At 42.5% G+C, this 20,810-nt stretch carries 18 protein-coding genes; 7 read left to right on the forward strand and 11 right to left on the reverse strand.

Annotated elements, in window-relative coordinates:
• The first annotated feature begins 196 nt into the window (after nucleotides 1–196).
• Nucleotides 197–949, forward strand: coding sequence for a YgfZ/GcvT domain-containing protein (locus ACIGBM_RS02335; protein WP_397476613.1), 753 nt, complete (start codon nucleotides 197–199; stop codon nucleotides 947–949).
• Between the two features lie 87 nt (nucleotides 950–1,036).
• Entirely contained in the window at nucleotides 1,037–2,362 is a 1,326-nt protein-coding gene (locus tag ACIGBM_RS02340; RefSeq protein WP_397476614.1) for a D-amino acid dehydrogenase, read from the forward strand.
• Between the two features lie 88 nt (nucleotides 2,363–2,450).
• On the opposite strand, the gene ACIGBM_RS02345 is transcribed toward ACIGBM_RS02340, so the two are convergent.
• Together ACIGBM_RS02345 and ACIGBM_RS02350 are read right to left on the reverse strand one after the other, a co-directional pair.
• Nucleotides 2,451–4,649: a molybdopterin oxidoreductase family protein gene (locus ACIGBM_RS02345; RefSeq protein WP_397476615.1), complete on the reverse strand. Its 2,199-nt coding sequence runs from the start codon at nucleotides 4,647–4,649 to the stop codon at nucleotides 2,451–2,453.
• A 63-nt stretch (nucleotides 4,650–4,712) separates the two neighbouring features.
• Entirely contained in the window at nucleotides 4,713–5,411 is a 699-nt protein-coding gene (locus ACIGBM_RS02350; protein ID WP_397476616.1) for a TetR/AcrR family transcriptional regulator, read from the reverse strand.
• Nucleotides 5,412–5,621: 210 nt separating this feature from the next.
• Here ACIGBM_RS02350 and ACIGBM_RS02355 point away from each other — a divergent pair, with 210 nt between their 5' ends.
• From ACIGBM_RS02355 to ACIGBM_RS02370, 4 genes are all read left to right on the forward strand, one after another.
• Complete coding sequence (locus tag ACIGBM_RS02355; protein WP_397476617.1) at nucleotides 5,622–6,863, forward strand: NADH:flavin oxidoreductase/NADH oxidase family protein; 1,242 nt, start codon at nucleotides 5,622–5,624, stop codon at nucleotides 6,861–6,863.
• 435 nt (nucleotides 6,864–7,298) lie between these two features.
• On the forward strand, nucleotides 7,299–7,502 hold the full coding sequence (locus ACIGBM_RS02360) for a CsbD family protein (protein ID WP_379543576.1): 204 nt from the start codon (nucleotides 7,299–7,301) through the stop codon (nucleotides 7,500–7,502).
• 738 nt (nucleotides 7,503–8,240) lie between these two features.
• Nucleotides 8,241–8,903, forward strand: a complete 663-nt coding sequence (locus ACIGBM_RS02365) for a hypothetical protein (RefSeq protein ID WP_397476618.1) — start codon at nucleotides 8,241–8,243, stop codon at nucleotides 8,901–8,903.
• 83 nt (nucleotides 8,904–8,986) lie between these two features.
• On the forward strand, nucleotides 8,987–9,361 hold the full coding sequence (locus tag ACIGBM_RS02370) for a hypothetical protein (protein ID WP_397476619.1): 375 nt from the start codon (nucleotides 8,987–8,989) through the stop codon (nucleotides 9,359–9,361).
• 142 nt (nucleotides 9,362–9,503) lie between these two features.
• On the opposite strand, the gene ACIGBM_RS02375 is transcribed toward ACIGBM_RS02370, so the two are convergent.
• The 9 genes from ACIGBM_RS02375 to ACIGBM_RS02415 all read right to left on the reverse strand — a co-directional run bounded on the left by ACIGBM_RS02375 (nucleotide 9,504) and on the right by ACIGBM_RS02415 (nucleotide 17,389).
• Nucleotides 9,504–9,815, reverse strand: a complete 312-nt coding sequence (locus ACIGBM_RS02375; protein ID WP_397476620.1) for an NGG1p interacting factor NIF3 — start codon at nucleotides 9,813–9,815, stop codon at nucleotides 9,504–9,506.
• Between the two features lie 37 nt (nucleotides 9,816–9,852).
• Nucleotides 9,853–10,485: a DNA-3-methyladenine glycosylase gene (locus ACIGBM_RS02380; RefSeq protein WP_397476621.1), complete on the reverse strand. Its 633-nt coding sequence runs from the start codon at nucleotides 10,483–10,485 to the stop codon at nucleotides 9,853–9,855.
• Nucleotides 10,486–10,769: 284 nt separating this feature from the next.
• On the reverse strand, nucleotides 10,770–11,102 hold the full coding sequence (locus ACIGBM_RS02385) for a hypothetical protein (protein ID WP_397476622.1): 333 nt from the start codon (nucleotides 11,100–11,102) through the stop codon (nucleotides 10,770–10,772).
• Nucleotides 11,103–11,244: 142 nt separating this feature from the next.
• Nucleotides 11,245–11,637, reverse strand: a complete 393-nt coding sequence (locus tag ACIGBM_RS02390) for a hypothetical protein (RefSeq protein WP_397476623.1) — start codon at nucleotides 11,635–11,637, stop codon at nucleotides 11,245–11,247.
• A 235-nt stretch (nucleotides 11,638–11,872) separates the two neighbouring features.
• Nucleotides 11,873–12,586: a phosphoribosylaminoimidazolesuccinocarboxamide synthase gene (gene purC / locus ACIGBM_RS02395; RefSeq protein WP_057757995.1), complete on the reverse strand. Its 714-nt coding sequence runs from the start codon at nucleotides 12,584–12,586 to the stop codon at nucleotides 11,873–11,875.
• A gap of 128 nt (nucleotides 12,587–12,714) precedes the next feature.
• Nucleotides 12,715–13,041, reverse strand: coding sequence for a hypothetical protein (locus ACIGBM_RS02400; protein WP_296135154.1), 327 nt, complete (start codon nucleotides 13,039–13,041; stop codon nucleotides 12,715–12,717).
• A gap of 141 nt (nucleotides 13,042–13,182) precedes the next feature.
• Nucleotides 13,183–14,088, reverse strand: a complete 906-nt coding sequence (dapA, locus tag ACIGBM_RS02405; protein WP_397476624.1) for a 4-hydroxy-tetrahydrodipicolinate synthase — start codon at nucleotides 14,086–14,088, stop codon at nucleotides 13,183–13,185.
• A gap of 450 nt (nucleotides 14,089–14,538) precedes the next feature.
• Entirely contained in the window at nucleotides 14,539–15,747 is a 1,209-nt protein-coding gene (locus tag ACIGBM_RS02410; RefSeq protein ID WP_379543567.1) for a hypothetical protein, read from the reverse strand.
• A gap of 277 nt (nucleotides 15,748–16,024) precedes the next feature.
• Complete coding sequence (locus tag ACIGBM_RS02415) at nucleotides 16,025–17,389, reverse strand: Do family serine endopeptidase (RefSeq protein WP_379544919.1); 1,365 nt, start codon at nucleotides 17,387–17,389, stop codon at nucleotides 16,025–16,027.
• 947 nt (nucleotides 17,390–18,336) lie between these two features.
• Between ACIGBM_RS02415 and ACIGBM_RS02420 the strand changes: the two genes are divergently transcribed.
• On the forward strand, nucleotides 18,337–20,610 hold the full coding sequence (locus ACIGBM_RS02420) for a cation:proton antiporter (protein ID WP_397476625.1): 2,274 nt from the start codon (nucleotides 18,337–18,339) through the stop codon (nucleotides 20,608–20,610).
• Nucleotides 20,611–20,810: the final 200 nt, after the last annotated feature.

Genomic DNA, 20,810 nt, shown 5'->3' on the forward strand with positions numbered 1-20,810 from the left:
ATGCCCAATTTAACACTTAACTCATCGCTTACTGATGACGTTTTTTATGACAGGGTTTTTTGTGGTACTCTTCTTAGCCTCATTTAGATTTATGTGCACAGATGCTATCAATGACAAAAGCGCCCATATAATTTTTTATCACTTCGATTTACCCTCTATATTATTAATAAAAGCTCTCATCAGAAGGATAATAACAATGACTCAGTCTTCAAATTTATCAGCTGTACCGCAGTTTTCGCAATTAACTATCCAAGGCGAGGACGCCGAAAAATTCTTGCAAGGGCAATTAACTTGTGACGTTACCAAGCTCGGGCTTAGCTATCAGGCAGCCGCCATCGGTAACCTAAAAGGTCGTATTGAGTTCGGTATCTGGATTAAAAAACAAGCAGAAAAACATTATGATGTGGTCATAAGTAGCGATTGTGCTGAGTCTTTGCAGGCACACCTTAATAAGTACGGGGCGTTTTCTAAATTTGAAACCAGTGCACCAGCAGCGATATATCCTTGTGTGCTAGCAGATGAGCCAACTTTCAGCCATAAAGACGATCATAATACCGCTGAAGATACGCAGGCTTGGATGGCATGCAGCCTAGCTACTGGTAACTATTGGATTGTGGCCACGACTCAAGGTGAGTTTCAACCGCAAGAGCTGCGTCTACATCAGCGCGGCGGCATGGACTATGATAAAGGCTGCTACTTAGGTCAAGAAGTCATCGCTCGTATCTACTTTAAATCTGCACCTAAAGCATTTTTGCACTATGTACAAGGCACCGGTGCAGCGCCAAACGCAGGTGACAAGCTCGATAAAATCCAAGTGGTCAATGCGATGAAAAATGATAATGGCTTTACCGCTTTGGTCGTGGCACGTCCTGAACAATTGGCAGAGAGTGATTTGAGCATATTGGACTTGCCAGCTGCACTACAAGTAGATGTTGCGCGTCCAAAATAGAAATCGAATCATGCAGGCGGCGCAGCAAAGGTGATGGTCGTTTAATACAGCGCGACCGTCATGACTAACATGAGCATAGAGAATCCTATGACACACATTGCGGTACTCGGAGCAGGCGTGGTGGGCGTGACCACCGCATGGTATCTACGTCAAGCAGGCTATGATGTAACTGTGATTGAACGCGAATCGGCAGCAGGCATGCAGACATCATTTGCCAACGGCGGTCAAATATCTGTCTCACATGCCACGCCTTGGGCCAATCCTGCGACCCCGATGAAAGCACTCAAGTGGCTGTTTAAAGAGGATGCTCCACTACTCTATCGCTTGCGTGCGGATAAAGCGCAGCTCAAATGGGCGATGCAGTTTCTGCAAGAGTGCCGCGCCGATAGAGCCGATGCCAATCTAGTGCAAATGGTGCGCCTAGGTCTATATTCAAGAGATACCTTACAACAGCTGCGCGCAGATATCGGCATAAGCTACGAGCAGCAAACACGCGGTATCATGCATTTTTATACCAATCAGGCAGAGTTTGATGCGGCTATCGAACCAACTGAACGCATGCAAGCGCTCGGCTGTGAGCGCCATGTGATTGATATTAACAATGCTATCAACTTAGAACCTGCGCTCTACCCAATTGCGCATAAGCTCACTGGAGCGACATACACTAGTCGTGACGAGTCTGGCAATGCGCACCTATTTACCCAGCGCTTGGCGCAGCGTTGCATCGATGCTGGCGTACAGTTTTTATATGATACCGAAATTTTGGCACTCAATGCTGATGCTGACTCTGCCCGTCCGCATGTACACAGTATTACTATCCGTCCAAAAGGCGAAAATGCACAGACCTTTACGGCTGATAGTCATGTGGTCGCGCTTGGCAGCTATAGCGTACCTCTACTAAAACCATTGGGGATACACGCGCCAATATTTCCAGCAAAAGGTTATTCGGCTACCTATACGGTGAATCCGCGCGCACCCCACTTAGCGCCTTTTGTCAGTTTGATTGATGATGAATTCAAACTGGTTACCTCACGACTGGGTGACAAATTACGTGTTGCTGGCACCGCAGAATTTAATGGCTATAATTTAGAATTAAATGCTACGCGCTGTGAAGCTATCACTCGCCGCGTACAGCAATTATTCCCAAAAGGTATCATCGCAAACTCGGTACAATATTGGACAGGACTGCGCCCGATGACTCCATCAAATGTGCCCCTAATTGGACGCGCACACTGCGGACAAGTCAAACATGGTAGTCATAATACTTCAGCGACTTTTGACAACTTATGGCTCAATACGGGACATGGTACATTAGGGTGGACACATTCTTGTGGCTCTGCAAAAGCCCTTAGTTTATTAATCCAAGGCGAAACCCCTAATGTCGATTTTGACTTTATTGGCATGAGCGTTTAATCGGATCAGCGATATATTCAGATTGCAAAAAAAAGGCGCTCACTTTACGTGAACGCCTTTTTTTATTTCTACAAAGGTATGATTAACTTTATGCTAGTGCGCCTGCTGCTACAGTCTCTGTAGCAGCAGATAAACTGTCTACACCCATATCCAATGCTTCTAGTTGCACAGGTACACCATTAACGGCGGCATTACCACTCAACTGATCAATCAACGTCTCATCAGTCAAATCATTAACGCTGACACCTGCATGCGCTTGCGCAATCTTTTGCTTAACGCCTTTACGACCGTGTCCAAAACCATGCGGAATGCTGACCACTCCTGGCATCAGCTCATCTGTCACTTCTGCTACAATGACCACGCTACCTACTCGAGAAGTTACTCTGACGTCTTGACCGTCTGCAATGCCATGTTGCGCTGCCGTTTGCGGATGCAGCATCAATGTACAGCGAGACTTACCTTTTACCAGTCGATGGCTATTGTGCAACCATGAGTTGTTACTACGTACATGACGACGACCGATTAGCAAAATCTCATTACTGTTGTACTGCTGTACCATCTCTTTAACACGGGCCAAATCTGACTGATAAAAATCAACATGAAGATGAATTTGTTTATCAGCGTGTTTAATAGCCTCTGGCAACATACGATGCAGCGGACCCAAATCAATACCATGCGGATTCTCGACTAGCGCTTCAAATGTCACCTCTTTATGAGGTCCATACTTAAGACCTTGCTCTAACAAGAACTTGGGACCAAAGGCTTTTGTCGCGGCACGTTCTTTTTGCGTTGCTTCTGGCGCATCTTTGTCTAAGCGCTCTGCCAGTCCTAAATAAATCTCCCAGTCATGCTTGGTATCATCAGTTTTCTCAAACAAAGCAGGCGAATATTTGGCGACATTGTGCACGGCAAAACCATTGAAAGTAATGTCATAATGGTCGCGCTCTAATGGCGATACAGGCGGCAAAATAATATTGGCATGGCGACTGGTCTCAGTCACAAAGTAATCAAGCGAAACCATAAACTCTAACTGAGATAATGCTTCGTCCAACTTTTCACCATTTGGCGTACTCAGAACCGGATTGCCAGCGACCGTGACGAATCCTTTTAACTGGCCTTCCCCTTCGACTAACATCTCATCTGCCATCGCAACCACTGGATACTCACCATTAAAATCTGGCAAGTTGCTGACGCGGCTATGACGTTTACCTAAATAGCCCGGGCCTGAGCTGTTCACAACATCGACAGCAGGATTCGGGAACATCAATCCGCCCACCTCATCTAAACGACCTGTGACGATATTAATGACCATAGACAGATATTGGCTGAGCAAACCAAACTCTTGCACCGAGATGCCCATACGGCCATAACAAACTGAGCTTTCCGCTTCACAAAACTCTTTGACGATACGTTTTATTTCGGCTGCGGTAATACCCGTAATATCTGCCACTGACTCAGGCGTGTATTGTTCAGCAAACAAAGCAAGTCGATCGATCTCTGGTGCCAAGGTCGCCACTCTAGTATCGAGCTTGGCATAACCCTGCGTATAGATTTCATTTAGCATGGCCAATAGCAGCAATACATCCGTCGCTGGACGAATAAAGTGGTGTTCGCTGGCGATGTCGGCAGTTTCGGTACGTCTTGGATCAACCACTACTACCTTGCCATCGCGCGCTTTAATATCTTTTAGCTTTTGGCGCATGTTGGGCGCAGTCATGATACTGCCGTTAGAAGCCAGCGGATTGCCACCGATGATCAGCATGTATTGTGTGTTATTGACATCAGGAACTGGAATACGCAGCATATGACCAAATAGATGCATGCTAATAATATGATGTGGCAGCTGGTCGATAGAAGTGGCAGAAAAACGACTGCGCGTCTTTAAACTGGTAAGCAGTTGTTTGATGGTCAACATACCACCCATATTATGTACATTAGGATTACCCAAATAAACACCCAACGCATTTTGACCATACTTTTGCTGTATGGATTGAATACCTGCGGCGACTTTATCCAACGCTTCTGGCCAACTAATAGATTTCCAACCGTCTGCCGTTCTCTCTACCGGCTGACGCAAACGGTCAGGATCTTCATGCAAATCTTGCAAAGCGGTGGCTTTCGGACAAATATAGCCTTGTGAAAAGGGATCGTTTTTGTCCCCTTTAATCGACAAGACTTTTTCGCCATCATGTTTTATTTCGACGCCGCACATTGCCTCGCACAATGTACAAGTTCTAAAATGCGTTTGCGCTTCGCCTAACGTTGGTGCAGCCGTGGTTGTGGCCATAGTCACTCTCCCTGTTGTGTTTTTTGTTCTAGATTTCATGACAATAATTTTTGCTTATTATCACTACTGACTAGTCTTGCTTCCGTGCAAAAAATTGGCAAACAGTGCATCAAAGCTGATACTCAACGTGGCAATCGCTTGCTGCCTTGAGTAACGCTGCTGATGACAGCCCAATATCAACTCATGTACTTGTGCCGCCGCCATATCGACGCATAGATTGACAGCACTGCGCTCGCAAGAACGATTGGATAACTGCAATCCTTGAATAAATATCTCTGTCCATTCTTCTTGTATTTCGGTAATCAGATTGCCCAGTCCATTATTCAATGAAGACTGGTTTTCTATAGTGTCACTAAATCTAGGACGGTCTTCGAGCAAGTGTTGAAACAGTGCGATATTCTCAAATGCAGAATCAAAGATCATAATCAGACATTGTCGACATTGCTGATTAAACTGATCTTTACTCAACACATCATAATCTTTGAGCATATTGACCCATGCCAGTCGCATCGGGGATAGATAATTGTCTTTTAGTTGGGCGCTCAGCTCGTTTTGTAGCGCCTCTAGGCTTTCAAAATGATTGTAAAAACTGGGTTGGGCAATACCTGCACCTTTGGCAACTTTATTCATGCTCATGCCCTGAGCACCTTCCAAACTGTACAACCGCAAGGCACTTTTTAATAACGCACGCCGAGTCTTAGCTTTCGCCAGCTCACGTTTAGATTCTACTGGGCCTGTCAAATCTTGCGCTAATACATTCAATGCAGAGGTTTTCCTATTCAATAGATAATTATATCGACACACCAGTAATTTACCTTAGGTGCTATTGTGCCAAAAAAATGTGATGATAATGGTCAATTGCCGACAGCGAATATCTTAGCTATAAGGTTATAGTCATTTAAACCATATGTCTATAGCCAAACCAATAGTAGAACTCATGCTTCACAAAACAACCATTTCTAGGCCACCATCATGACATCACCTGTATTCTCCCCTTTAGTGCTGCCTTGTGGCGCTACCTTACCCAACCGCTTAGCGAAATCAGCCATGGAAGAAAACATGGCTGATGTCGGTCAAGTCCCTGGCTCTACTCTTCTCCGTCTATACAAAAACTGGGCCGAAGGCGGGACAGGGCTGTTAATCACGGGGAATGTGATGGTCGATGGCCGCGCTATGACAGGGCCCGGCGGTATCGTATTGGACAAACACAGTGAGATAGCGCCTTTTAGAGCGTGGGCAAATGCTGCCAAGCACAACAATACGCAGGTTTGGATGCAGCTCAACCATCCTGGCCGTCAAGTATATGCTGCCATGGGTGGCGATGTGCTATCACCTTCTGACGTGGCAATTGACTTGGGCAAGCACTCTCATCTATTTGGCAAACCTCGTGCGATGACGCAGCAAGATATCGAGCAACTGATACAGCGGTTCGCCGATAGTGCACTAAAAGCAGAACAGTCTGGCTTCGATGGTGTACAAATTCATGCCGCTCACGGCTATCTAATTTCTCAATTTTTATCACCGCTTACCAATAAACGTAAAGATAAATACGGTGGTTCGGTTGAGAATCGTATGCGACTATTGATCGAAGTAATCAAAGCCGTTCGTGCTAAAGTTGCGCCTACCTTCGCAGTCGCTGTTAAGATAAACTCGGCCGATTTCCAGCGCGGAGGATTTGATGCAGATGATGCTAAAGTGGTTATTTCAGCGATGAATGAATTGGCGGTAGATTTAGTTGAGCTATCAGGCGGCAGCTATGAAAGCCCAGCCATGCAAGGCAGCACAGCAGATGGTCGCGCGTTGCACCGAGAAGCTTACTTTTTAGACTTCGCAAAAGAGATTGCTCAAATTGCTACCATGCCTATCATGACGACAGGTGGCGTTAGGCGATTGGCTGTCGCAGAAGATGTACTGAAGCAAGGGATTGACGTGGTTGGTATGGGAACCGCATTAGCCATGAACCCTGCTCTACCAAATAACTGGAAAAGTGATAGTACGCTTAGTGCTCACAATCCTATGGTACGCTGGAAAGATAAGACCTTAAGTGCAGTTGCTACAATGGCGGTCATCAAGCGACAATTACAACGCATGGGACAAGGGAAGTCGCCCAAACCAAATGCTTCGCCAATTTTCTCATTGATTTCTGATCGTATACGAATAAAAAAACTCACCAAACGCTATCATCAGTATTTGAATAAATATTCGACGAAATAACTTTAAATCAATTCCAAAGATAATAAAAAAGCAGCTACTCTACTTTTGAGTATCTGCTTTTTTATTTGCATAAATATTCTAAATAAATAATATATTTTCTTAATATTTACATAAACAACAAGTTCATAGAAAAAATTATTATCACGCACAATAGACGCAATTTACGTGGCACTACTACAGCAGCCCTGTATATAACACTTAGTAAACGCTCACTATAATTAAGTAACACTATAAACATAGCATATACAGACAGCTGAATTGGAAAGTCCTATATTTAATCTTACAAGATATTTGGAACCAATCAATTATTCTTGTGCAATACAATTAAAATAAAAATTAAATAGTAGTATCAGTAATCGATATCGTGAAATAAAAATCAAAATGGTGATTAAGAAATAAATCAAACACAATAAGTTCAATAAAAGGAATAATACAATGAACGAACATACTCTAAAAGGCGAATGGAACCAAGTGAAAGGTTCAGTTAAACAAAAATGGGCTGAACTAACAGACGACGATCTTACCCATATCGAAGGTAGCCGTGACAAGCTAGTAGGCCGTGTACAAGAGCGCTATGGTCATGCCAAAGAAGACGCAGAGCGTGAAGTAGATGACTGGCGTTTAGAAAATAAATATTAATATATTTGTTGCATACTTATCCGCTGCATAATTACTGTACTAAATAAACCGAAAAACCGCATAGAAATATATGCGGTTTTTTTATAGCAAATTTATACTGTACAGATAAGCTATTGGAGAAATAAATTACCATTCTCCAGACACGATAAAACCGCATAGCAATCAATTGTTATGCGGTTTTATTGTTAACTATCCATGTTACCTATCACGACTGCTTTTCATGCATCCTTGCACAAATATTCAGTATATTGTGATACTGGGCATCCTGCCCTTTTTACTACACTACAGCTTCAGTATTACTTGCTGCTATCAGCAAAGGGTATGTGTCCTTACTTCAATCACTATTGTCATCCTGACGCTAGTTATTGAATCATTATCCTTAATGCGGTCAACTCAATCCTTGAGTCACATTCCCTAATGCCGTGTGACTATAATGCCTAACTCTCACTCGTATGTTAAGTCGCGTAAACGTCATTACGTGTAAGCATATGCTTACAACAATCTATTTTACTTGCCACAATTATTACAACTTATTAACGCAAATGACACCTACCGCAAAGTTTTGTACTCTATTATAGATAATGTAAGGAAATATTTCTAAAAACAAACTACCAGAGACACTTACTAACTACGAACTAATTTAACGCAAAAAAATACCTTTAAAATCTTATAGTTATATCAGATATAGACATTTCCAATCTACACTGCCTACTTAATACCATCATAGGACACTACTTCATGAAAACGATAAAACCTTTCTCTGTTAAGGCCACTTTGTCTATCGGTCTTGTCGCTGCCTTATTTGGTACGACAGTGGGTTGTACAGTTGTAGGCTCAGGATATGACAGTCAGCCTGTCTATCGTGGTGATAATAATAGCCAAAACAATAATTTTAATCGCGTAAGTCAGCAGCTTCGACAAGACTTGCGCCGCAAAGGCTATCAAGTTATAGACATCAGAGCTGATAGTTACCGTGGTGATCGAGCTCTTACGGCTTATGCTAAAAAGAACAGCCAAGCATACGAGCTAAAATATACTTACCCTGCACTAAGACTTATCAGCTCAAGCAAAAAAGCGTGGCCAGATAATTGGGATAATAATAAATCGCAAAATAATAATGGCCGCTATAAAGAAAACAAGCATCAAGATAATTATCAAAATGGTCAGCGCTATAAAAAAGGCGATGTCGAAGACGCTATTAAAAGAGAATCACGTTACCCAGCTATTAAACGCCGTGCTATCAACAAAGTAAGGGCTATGGGTTATCGTATCGAAGATATCGATCTTGAAGAGAAAAACAAGCGCGGCGTCTTTGAGATTGAGGCCAAACGCGGTTCACAGAAGTACGAGATACTATTAAGTTATCCAAATTTAGATGTGATCAAAGTCAGAAAAGATTGATTACTTTCAGCATTTTAGCTAATTACCTCGGTACATTTAACTTTTATCCATATTGAGCAACAATATACTATTAGGAGATCATTATGAAAACTCTATCATTTTCAACATTAAAAACAGTAGCGACTGGCAGCATAGTTGCAGCTTTATTGGCAGTGACCACAGGCTGTGTGACTGCACCGAATGGCTACAATGGCTATGACGACCTATACGAGCATACTCATAAGGACAATAAAGGCCATAAAAAACACAAAAATAAAAAGAACGATAAAGACAGCTATGTCTCCGTTGTCGAGCAACGAGCTGCTAGCAAAGTCCGTAGCATGGGATATCGCGTCAAAGACGTCAAATATAAAAACGGTGATCGTAAGATTAAGATAAAGGCTGAACGTGGACGCGACGATTATAAAATTGAGCTAGGCTATCCAAGCTACAACGTGATTAAGCTTAAGAAAGATTAATCGATCATTAAGATCTGATATTCACTGTTACTACTCAGTTGAAACTTTAAAAATTTTATAGCCAAATAAGTCATTAAATGGCTTATTTGGTTTTTTTATGAGAATTCTTACACTCAAGAATCTGGTACTTTTCTATATAAAACTAAAAATTCAAAACTTTTATCACATCATAAGCTGGCGTTTCATAGGGGTGTGCCTCTTTTAACGCGGCAATGGTAGCATCGATAAAAGCTTCATCTACCACCATTTCAACTCGCCACTCATCGACCATTTCTAAACTACCCTGTGTACCAATGTGCGGATTACTGCCTGACAATGGCATAAACTGACCGGCTCCTCGTACCTGCCAACAGCATTGCTCATAGTTTCCAATCTTCCCAGCGCCAGCAGCAAACAGAGCAGACTTTACTTGGTCTAACGCTGCATCAGGAATAAAAACGGTCAACTTATACATAGGTTTACCTCATAGAATGGTTTTGAGTCTCAATTTGCTAGTTCTTAGATAAAGAAGGGTGCTCGGTCCATATATAACGTAGCAGCCAGTCTTTGGCATCACCGGCATAATCAATACCAATACGCGGGCGTAGTGATACAGGTGGCTGGCAGTCATCATCTTCTATCCAAACGTCTGAAGCCGGCGAAATAGATTTGCCATATAAATCGCGATCAATTTGCAAGCGTTTGGTCAATTTGCCAGGGCCTGCAAACTGCTTAGGATGAGTAAACTGCTTATCTGAACTGAGTTGTTGCTCTTCAATCAGACGGTCACTATCATCAGTTAAAAACCCAGCGCGTATCAATACCGATTCAGGCGACTCTACAGAGCCGCTAATCAAATTTAGCATATGATGCACACCGTATGTCAAATAGACATAGAACACACCACCTTGCTCATACATAATCTCTGTGCGCGACGTTCGAGTACCTGCATGTGAATGGCAAGCGGGATCATCTTGACCAATATAGGCTTCGGTCTCAGAGATACGCATACGTAGCGTTTTTTGCTGTCCATCACTATCGGTTAGCTGTCGACATAAGACTTTACCAATCAGATCAGCAGCGACCACACAGGTCGGACGAGTGAACCAGTCAGGCTCCAAAACGGTTGATGAGGCAGTAGACATTAGCAAAACCTTTTATTATTTTTATGGTCCAATTGATATTAGTAGGTACTAACAAATTAGCATAAAAGTAAGATAAGGTATCGGGGACAGTGTTTGCACTATGTTTGATTTTTTATACGAGCTAAACTACAAGCCTATACCTAAAGAATGATACTGGTTGATAAATAGATAGGAATTGCAGTCTGTTTTAAGTGGTCTGTTAATAGATTTTAAGGGTAAAATAGCTGGTTCCCTTTGGGTATACTCTAATTAAAACCTCTTATCAGTTTTACTAAGTTATTTGATCAAGGTCTATGACCCAATTCTTTTTGAAATTTAAGCCAAGGTTCAATTTGCCCTTCAACGATACCTTCATAAGTTTCCCAATCATTTTTTAGAAAGTCGTAGAGTATAGGATGCATGCTATCATTCAGACCTGCTGATAAATCACCCGTTGTTAAGTCTAAGTAACTGTCTTCTAACACCTCTATGTTATAGACCTCATTTTCCCTATATACTATTAAGCCTTGGTAAGTACTACAGCTTGCTAAATAATAAGTTTCAACTTTATTCTCACTATAGTTTTTACCTTCATAAACACTATATATGTATATGAAGTCAATATCATTCTTACTCAATGCTCTAATCATAATTTAAAATTCTACCCATCTGTTGAATTGAGCTATGCTTTCAATTTTTTAGTCACTAAGTTCATATCTAGAACTAGCAGTTCGATGCCTGTATAGCGCACCGATCACGTATAGAATACGCAGATAAACCCTAAAAAAACGTACTCATTCTTAAGCCGGAGGGAGTACTTTCAATTACATTATTGTTTTTTGGGATGAATATCCATGTATCAAAACTTACAGCTGTAACGTCGTCAAAAGCATTTACTATCCTTTCAACAGTAGTCTCTAGAATCGGGTGTGCTGCATCATTCCAGATAATAAAACAGTTATCTGCTAGTGTGAGATTTATTTGATTTTTAATTTCTTCTATACAGTTTAGTAGCACTTTTTTATCAACCTTGTTCCAGTCAATTCCTCCGTTACCACTAGTTCGTATCGGAAATGAGCTAACAAACTGACTCATTACTTTCCTAGACTCTTCATCTGCTAACACTCTAACTTCTTTAAGAGCAACTGAAGCTTCATCGAATAAAACGTTCATACAAATGGCCTATTAAATTGTTTAAGATAATTAAGAACAATTCGATTGAATCTTGAAAAACTCACTTCGTGTACATTACCAAGTACATCGTGACTACCTAAATAGCTCAAGATACTAATACCATTAGCCTACAGCCTAAGTTTCGAGTCCTCACTAGGGTACCATCATAAATATAATGCCATAAAAAAACTGAGCACATGGCTCAGTTTTTTATTGTATGCTAAGTATCTGATACTTATTTTAATGGTACACCGATACGGTCAGCCACTTCTTCATAAGCTTCGATCACATCGCCTAATGACTGACGGAAACGGTCTTTATCGAGTTTCTTCTTAGTATTCTTATCCCAGATACGGCAGCCATCTGGTGAGAACTCATCACCTAACACGATACGGTCATGGAATACGCCAAACTCTAGTTTAAAATCCACTAAGATTAAATCACCCGCATCAAACAATGCCTTTAATACATCGTTGACTTGATAGGTTAGCTCTTCCATCTTAGCCAGTTGCTCTTTGGTCGCCCAACCAAGAGATACAGAAAGTGATTCATTAACCATCGGATCACCTAGCGCATCATCTTTATAAAAAAGCTCATAAGTCGGCGGCGTCAATGCCTGACCTTCTTCTAAGCCTAAACGACGTACCAAACTACCAGCTGCAAAGTTACGAACCACGCACTCTACAGGAATCATGTCCAAGCGTTTAACCAACACTTCATCATCAGACAACTGCTTCTCGAAATGTGTTTCGATACCAGCATCAGACAATTTTTGCATGATAAAAGCATTAAAGCGGTTATTAACCACACCTTTACGTGCTAATTGTTCGATACGCTTACCATCAAGCGCTGAGGTATCATCACGGAAGTGCAAAATCAGAAGATCATTATCCTCTGTTTCATAGACAGATTTGGCTTTACCTTTATACAGCAGTTGTTGCTTTTGCATTATGGGGGTTCCTGTTCGTTCAAGCTTATGTGGTAAAAACGCGCAGCTACCGCTGACTGATGTAAGATACATGGTTTGCGGCTATGATAAAAAACGCAACAGTCAGCGATATAGATAAGGGAGTAAGTTTAGTTCGAAGTGTTGCTAACAGCACGCTGAGGCTTTGGCAGCTGATACTGATTGCCTGACTCATTTTGTAGTTGGAGCGTGTTTGCCCCAGCGTTAGGTGTTGAATACAAAGGTACAAAAGGTGCCGTTTCTTGGGCGGCAGGTAGCTCTATCGGTGCAAGCTTTTTGCTTTGTTGATAATCTAAGCTGCCGTTATCACGTTTGCCAAGCAAGTTTTTAGTCGCTTGACAGCCGCTTAATACCAAAGTGCTACCCAAAACCAAGGTCAGCATTGCTGGAAATAATTTTTTCGTTGATGATGCTGTCTTTGATGTTACTGTCATCATGTTGTCTCTCTGAGTTAGCAGTTATTGCTCATGTAGGCGATTGACTTATCATGATAAGTTGACCTACTGCTAGCTCGAATATCAATTATCCAACTAGCAACAAATCTAAAATCGCCGAATATCAATTGGCTAAATATCAATTTATAGTATGTTTGCTCGAACCAATGCTTCATCGATAGTCGCATGATGCTGCTCGGCGAGCCAAACCAATGGCAGACGGATACCTTTATCGATAATACCCATTTTATGCAAGGCGTACTTCGCTGGGATAGGGCTTGATTCGATGAATAGGTCACGGTGCAAATGTTTGACCACGTCATGGATTTTACCAGCCGCTTCAAAGTCACCACGTAAACCCGCAGAAAAAGTTTCGCTCATGGCTTTTGGCGCTACATTAGCAGTGACTGAGATATTGCCTTTGCCACCTACTTTCATTAGATCAAGCGCAGTGCCGTCATCACCAGATAATACAACCATTCTGTCACCAACGGCTTTGATCAATTGCTCACCGCGACCGACAGATCCTGTCGCATCTTTTATAGCAACGATATTATCGATATCACACAAACGCTCGACCGTTTCTTGAGCGATATCAACCACTGTACGGCCAGGCACGTTATACAGCATTTGCGGTATATTTACGGCTTTGGCAATGGCTTGATAATGCTGAAACAAGCCTTCTTGTGGCGGCTTATTGTAGTAAGGAGCGACTAGCAAAGCACAGTCTGCGCCTGCATCTGCTGCATCTTGAGTCAGTTTGATCGCTTCCATCGTGTTGTTGGCACCAGTACCCGCGATGACCGGTACACGACCTTTGACATGCTGGACAAAATAGCGAATGACATCGCTATGCTCTTGCATAGATAGGGTCGCTGATTCGCCAGTAGTACCAACAGCCACAAGGCAGTGTGTGCCCTGCTCGATCTGCCAATCTATGAGATCTGCGAGACGTTTATAATCGACCTTACCGTCAGGGTGCATGGGCGTTACCAAAGCTACCATTGAGCCTTGTAGTCGGGTTTTGATCTCGTCGTATGCTGTGCTCATAACCGTGCCTTACTGTATTATCCTAGCTTTTATTAAAGCTGTCACATGATAGGTCGTTTGCAAGTGGCCATTGCTTTGTGTGCGTTGATAAACGCTGATGGCGTAACTTACTTGATGTTAATGCTGCGTCTCTACTTACTATAATAGCGTTTGTATCATAGATTATTATATCTACGATATCAGTGTCGTGATGGCAATCTACCAAGAGTAATGGGCGTACTTACTAACCGACAGAAATATAATAATAAGAGTGCTCGTTAGTGTAGCATATTTTGATTTGACCGCTATCAATCAATTGGCAGTCAGCACATAATTTTAGTACCAAAAAACGTGTATTATTTTTCGCTTAAATATATAAAGCTTGGCCTAAAACCTTGTAGATAAATAATCACATTACTACAGAAGCAGTTTAGCGCAAACAACGTACGCTGATAAGTCTCTTATGTAATATTAACGAATCGTCAACACATCGATAGTAGGTCGATAGAATCGAAAAGGCAACCCTCTCGTACCGATGCCGCTACTAACAAATATCTGTGCACTTGCATGTTGATATAAGCCGCGCTGCTTACCCATACGACTGTTATATAGCAATGTTGATTGCTCACTGCTGCGTCGAATATCGTTTTGTTTTTGAGCAAGCAGGATATTTTTTTGAATAGCCTTTGCAGCGCCGGTTATCAACAAAGGGCGTGGTTGTAAAGATTTTGGCAGATCACTGATACTATCAAATCGTGATGCCAAGATAATCACTGGACTGGTGGCATTGGCAATCTCCGATCCAAGTATTGCTTTATCAGTCGCCTCTGACGTTTCAATATCTGTAGATTGCTTAGGCACATCTTGCCAGCCGCAAAGCACCGCTACTAATGGATTTATATTCGAGTTTTCTTGCTCAACACTGTCTTGATTATTAGTTCGATAAGTCAACTGATTGACGACTGACTGCTTATTTGTTGTTCTTGCACATTTGAGTGGCAGCGACGTACATTGCTGACCGATATAGTTAATATCGAGTACATCAAAAGTACTGGCCAATGTATCTTCTAGTAGCGGCTGACCTTGCTTGGTCGTATTCATAGATTGATAACGCAAGTCCGAGGTGCTCATGACTGTATAAACAGGTTTATTCACCCCTTTAAACAGCATTAATTGACCTACTAGATCCGCACTTGGATAGTATAGCCAGTCGCCAGTAATCAGTACGGCATCTGCTGATAAGGCGTTGATAGTAGAGACTAGCTTTCGGATATGACGCGGCTTACCACCGTATATTCCTATACGTAAATCTGCTAATACAGCGACTTTAAGCGGTGTAGACAAGTCTAAGTCAATAGAATGATGCTCTAATCGTAAGCGGTTGGGTTGTACAATAACAGTAAAAAAGTATAAACCCATCATCAATATTGCCATCAGTACGGCAGGTAATGATAGCTGCGCTAACATCGGTATCAGGTCCTGTGACCAAACCATGATAAGCAATATTACCCAAACAGGCATCGTGTAAGCGGCATAATATAATGCGAGCTTCACCCAAATACGCATAAAGCGCTTGGTAGGATTAGCATTAAACGTTTGTAGCCCTGACCACAGTGCAATGTACGCTAGCAATGCTGCTGACGTCGTTGTAATAAGCGTATGTAGAGCGGGGTCAGTCATAATTACCTAGCGGTTGTATAATGGTACGAGCCTACTAAGCGACTCGGCCCACCTTAGAGCCTATTGATCGATCAATAACTCATTTAACGAATGAATTACTGTTGAGGTCTTACTCTTAGCTGTTTGATAAAAAACCAAACATTATAGAGGTCGACCTCCATGATAGACAAGCACAATTATTGACGTGCGCGCTGCCTTTATACTCTGCACCGTAATCTGAGTTACATTATTAGTCACATTAACAGTGACATTCACAGTCACGCTTTAATCATGACACCTACTCAATACGTAGACCAATAATAGCAGGAATGCCTTGGCGTATAACTTCTATAGTGACCACGCCTTTTTTAGGAAGAGATGAGATAGCACCTGAAAAGTCTGCCACTGTTTCGATCGGCTTTTGATGAAAGTTAGTGATGACATCACCTGCCAGAATACCTGAGCGCGCGGCCAATCCAGTAGGATCCACCGTGGTAACCAATATGCCCGTTTTATTATCGACGGCGATTTCTGCTTGTTCATCCGCCGTCAAATCTCGTAAACGCAAGCCCAACTGTACATCATCATTTTGCTCATTACCGCTCTGTGCTCTTACATCATTAGGCGCATAAGCGAGCTTGCCGTTAATCACCATCTGCTTACCGCTACGCTGAATCCGTGCACGGAAGGGATCGCTTGGACGCGCTCGATTAAGCAAGTTCAGCAAATCTGATGCCTCCATGATTTGTACGTCATTGTATTGCAAAATGATGTCACCAGGTTTTAGGCCTGATTTTTGTGCTGGTGAGTCTGGTGATACACGAGTAAGTAAGGCACCTTGAGGACGTTCTAAATTGTAAGCCTCGGCCAGATTGCGATCGATATCTTGTGGATAGATTCCTAGATATGCACGCGCCACTTCACCATCATTTTTTAGCTGCTCATAAATATCCATGGCAGCGTCAATAGGAATCGAGAATGACAGACCCATATAACCTCCAGTACCACTGAAAATGCGCGAATTGATTCCAATCACTTCGCCGCGCTGGTTAAATAGTGGCCCGCCAGAGTTACCCGGGTTTAATGCTACATCCGTTTGGATAAATGGTACGCTGGTCTCACGCGAAAAACTACGTGACTTGGCACTGACAATACCAGCAGAGGCTGAGTAGTCAAAACCAAATGGCGAACCGATTGCCAATACTGGTTCCCCTACTTTTAGACCACTTGAGTCGCCAATAGGCAGGGCTGGAAATTGACTGCCCTCAACTTTTAACACGGCCACATCTGAGCGCTCGTCACTACCGACCAAGGTTGCATCAAGCTCGGTTCTGTCATTGAGCGTTACAGTGATTTTGTCCGCACCTGCGATGACATGATGGTTGGTTAGCATATATCCATTGGAGGTAATAAAAAAGGCCGTACCATAAGCGTGTTCAATCGCTGGCGTCGCAACTCGATCAGGAATACGTAGACGATCACCAAAGAACTGACGTAACACTTCAGCAGTCTGAGCCTTAGCGAGCTCAGCTTCACTAATCGTTTTGGTGACATTGACGCGTGCCACTGCTGGCGTGACTTGTTGCACCAAACCAGAGAAATCAGCTGTAGTGACTGCAGCCTGAGCACTGTTTATCGTCGTGACATTAATACTAGCGAACATCGCGGTACTAACAGCGAGTGCCAGCGCACTACGTTGTAACCAGCGCTGCATATTGGCAGTGGTCTGTCCTTTGAACATATTGATAGGCATTTTGTGTCCTCCATATGAGTAATCGCTGTTGTTAACAGCCACGTTATGATTGTCAGCGATAGTGACTACACCAAGCGGCATGCCCCTATTCGTTACTATTTGGTGAATTATATTCTTTTATCTATTTATCTTGTCTATTTATGCGGCGCAGCACTTTTATTCGAACTTATTGTCATACCTATTTAGCCGTTACTTTACGCTTATTTTTATCATTACTCATTACTTGAATATTTATAGAGTGCCTGTCTTTAGAAGATGGTTAATAGTGTCGTATAAAAATAAATACTCTCAACGTTCAGTATATGACATTTCATGGCGCTAACACTATTATCCTGTGCGCGACGTGCATGCCCCACGCAGCTACTGTATGATAAATAAAAACTTAAAGTATTCTGCTAGCACCTTTTGCATAGTGCAGGATAACCCAAGGCAACGTTATTTCATATGGGCTTCGTATACTTTCGTGGCCGTGACATAGCTTTTTAGCAGGTACGGCTTACATCAGCTTGAAATAAAATCATGGTATGATGTCAAACCAAATATTTTACTAAACAAACAAAAGTTAGCTTGTATATAAGACTGTTTATTGCAGGTTTATAAACTGGCTATCATCACTCTTGTTTTCCATCTTTTGCATTTCTAGCGTATTGTGATTTATCTAGAAACGCTTTTGTCTTTGCTACTTTATAGTAGTTATATCATATCTAGCTTATGTTGTGATTCATGATGGCTATCAGTGCGATGGCTTAGCTACAACAGAAACGGATAACAACTTATTGTTAAATAAACGGTAGCGACTATCTTATAACAGCTATCAATAGATATAAAATATGACAAGATTATAAAAGGATTAATTTATGGATACCGCCCTTTTGCTATCCGGCGTGGTTGGGATTGGCATTGCCGCCCAATGGTTGGCTTGGTATTTAAAGCAACCATCCATTTTATTTTTATTACTGATTGGTATTATCGTCGGCCCAGTGCTGGGTGTATTTGACCCAGACTTGGTGTTGGGCGAGCTGATGTTTCCTTTCATCTCTTTGGGCGTAGCGATTATCCTATTTGAAGGATCGTTAACGCTAGAGTTCGATGAGATTAAGCAACATGGTACCGTGGTACAGATGCTGGTATCGGTCGGTGTACTGATTACCATTGCTATCGTGGCCCTATCGACTTATTTACTATTCGATGTCGACCCATTGATTGCTCTACTCTTCGGTGCACTGGTCTGTGTGACTGGCCCGACGGTTATTATGCCGCTGCTGCGCAGTGTACGCCCTAACAAAACCATTTCCAATATCTTGAAATGGGAAGGTATTATCATTGACCCAATCGGCGCTATTGCTGTGGTATTGGTCTATGAGTACATTATCTCAGGCGGCGAAGCCAGTAGTATTCTACTGTTTGCTAAGATTGTCGTATTGGCTACTGCAATGGGTATGGCGGGGGCTTGGCTACTTGCGTTCCTTATGCGCCGTCATATGATTCCTGAGTTCTTGCGTAATGTTTTTACCTTAGCATTTGTACTGGTGTTATTTTCGATATCGAACCATCTAGAGCATGAATCAGGTCTATTGACCGTCACAGTATTGGGCGTAGCACTGGCAAACTGGCCAAAATTCCCCCGTGAGACGATTTTAGAGTTTAATGAATCGTTGACCATTCTGCTTATTTCAGTGCTATTCATCATTCTGGCGGCACGTGTAGAGTTGGCAAGCTTGCTCAGCGTTGGTTTTGCAGGGCTAGTGCTGCTCGCTATCGTGATGTTTGTCGCACGTCCACTATCGGTCTGGGCATCGGCTATCGGCTCGAACCTTAAGACCAATGAAAAGCTGATGATTAGCTGGATTGGCCCACGTGGTATCGTTGCTGCTGCTATTTCATCACTGTTTGCGATTCGTTTGCAAGAGTATGATATTCAGGGCGTTGAACTGCTTGTACCGCTCGTATTTATGGTCATTATCGGTACGGTCATGATTCAGGGTCTAGGTGCAAAAGTCGTCGGTAATCTACTAGGCGTACGTGAGCCTGAGACCAACGGTATCCTTATCGTTGGCTCAAACCCAATTGCACTATTGATTGCTACCTCTCTCAAAGACCAAGGCTTTGACGTCATCGTTGCGCACAATAACTACACCAATATTGCACGCGCACGCATGAGCGGTCTGCGTACTTACTTTGGTAACCCCATCTCTGATCACGCAGATCATCATCTGGATCTAATCGGTATTGGTCGTTTGTTTGCGATGAGTATGGACAAAGAAATGAATACATTGTCCGAGATTCACTATCGTCATGAATTTGGTGAGCGTAAGCTATACCGTCTTAAATTCAGTGATGAAAAAGTCAAAAGCGAGCGTGATGACAAGCAATCGAACTTCCATTCACAGTGGTTATTTGGCAAAGATGTAACCTATACCAAGCTTGCCAGTATGCTGTCCAAAAAAGCTCGAATTAAGATTACCAACATCACGGATAGCTACAGCTTTGAGCAATATAAAGCGGATAATAAGCAATTCGTACCGCTATATACCGTCGACAAAGAAGGCAAACTGCACGTCATCACTGATAAGTTCGATGGTACTGTCCCTCGTGACCGTAAGCTTATATCGCTAGTGGTAGACGATGAAGTACAGCCGAAGCCAGTCGATGTAACGCCTAAGCAAGAGCAGGCTCGCATGGCAGCTGATGCTAACTTTGAGTCCAACTCAAAAGCCCCTGAAAAGCGCAAAGAACAGGAGCCTAGCTCTGATGACAGTCAGACAGTAGCGCCAGAGCCTGCGGTAGATAGTGACAAAAGTGATGAGCAAAACACTGCTAATCAGTCATCAGCTACCCAAAGCAGTAACACCGAGACTAAGTCACCTTCTAGCACTACTGTAGAGAAAAGTGAGCCAGTAGAAGAGCCAAAAACGTCTGCTACTAATGTGGATAATAAAGGCGTCATGTCTGCAAACTCGACCGCGACTTCGAAGACCAAAACCTCTACGAATAGTAATGGTAATGGTAGTGCGCCTAAAAACAAAAAAGGCGCGCTTGACCCAAATCGTCTACCTGACTCTGCTCAGGATAGCGATGCCTCTATCGCTACTACTGATGGTGTAAAAATAGATAAAATAGATGACAAATAACGTGCATAGTTATCTGCTTTATTGACTTAAAAATAAAATATTTACCTTAACAAAAAGCCCCAGCATATTGCTGGGGCTTTTTATTGGTGCTAACTGTCTAACTAACTAACTGTCTAACTGTCTAACTGTCTAACTGTCTAACTGTCTAACTGTCTAACTGTCTAACTAACTAACTAACTGGCTAACTGGCTAACTGGCTA

This window comes from Psychrobacter sp. NPDC077938 (assembly GCF_044542635.1).
In the GTDB taxonomy this organism is placed as follows: domain Bacteria; phylum Pseudomonadota; class Gammaproteobacteria; order Pseudomonadales; family Moraxellaceae; genus Psychrobacter.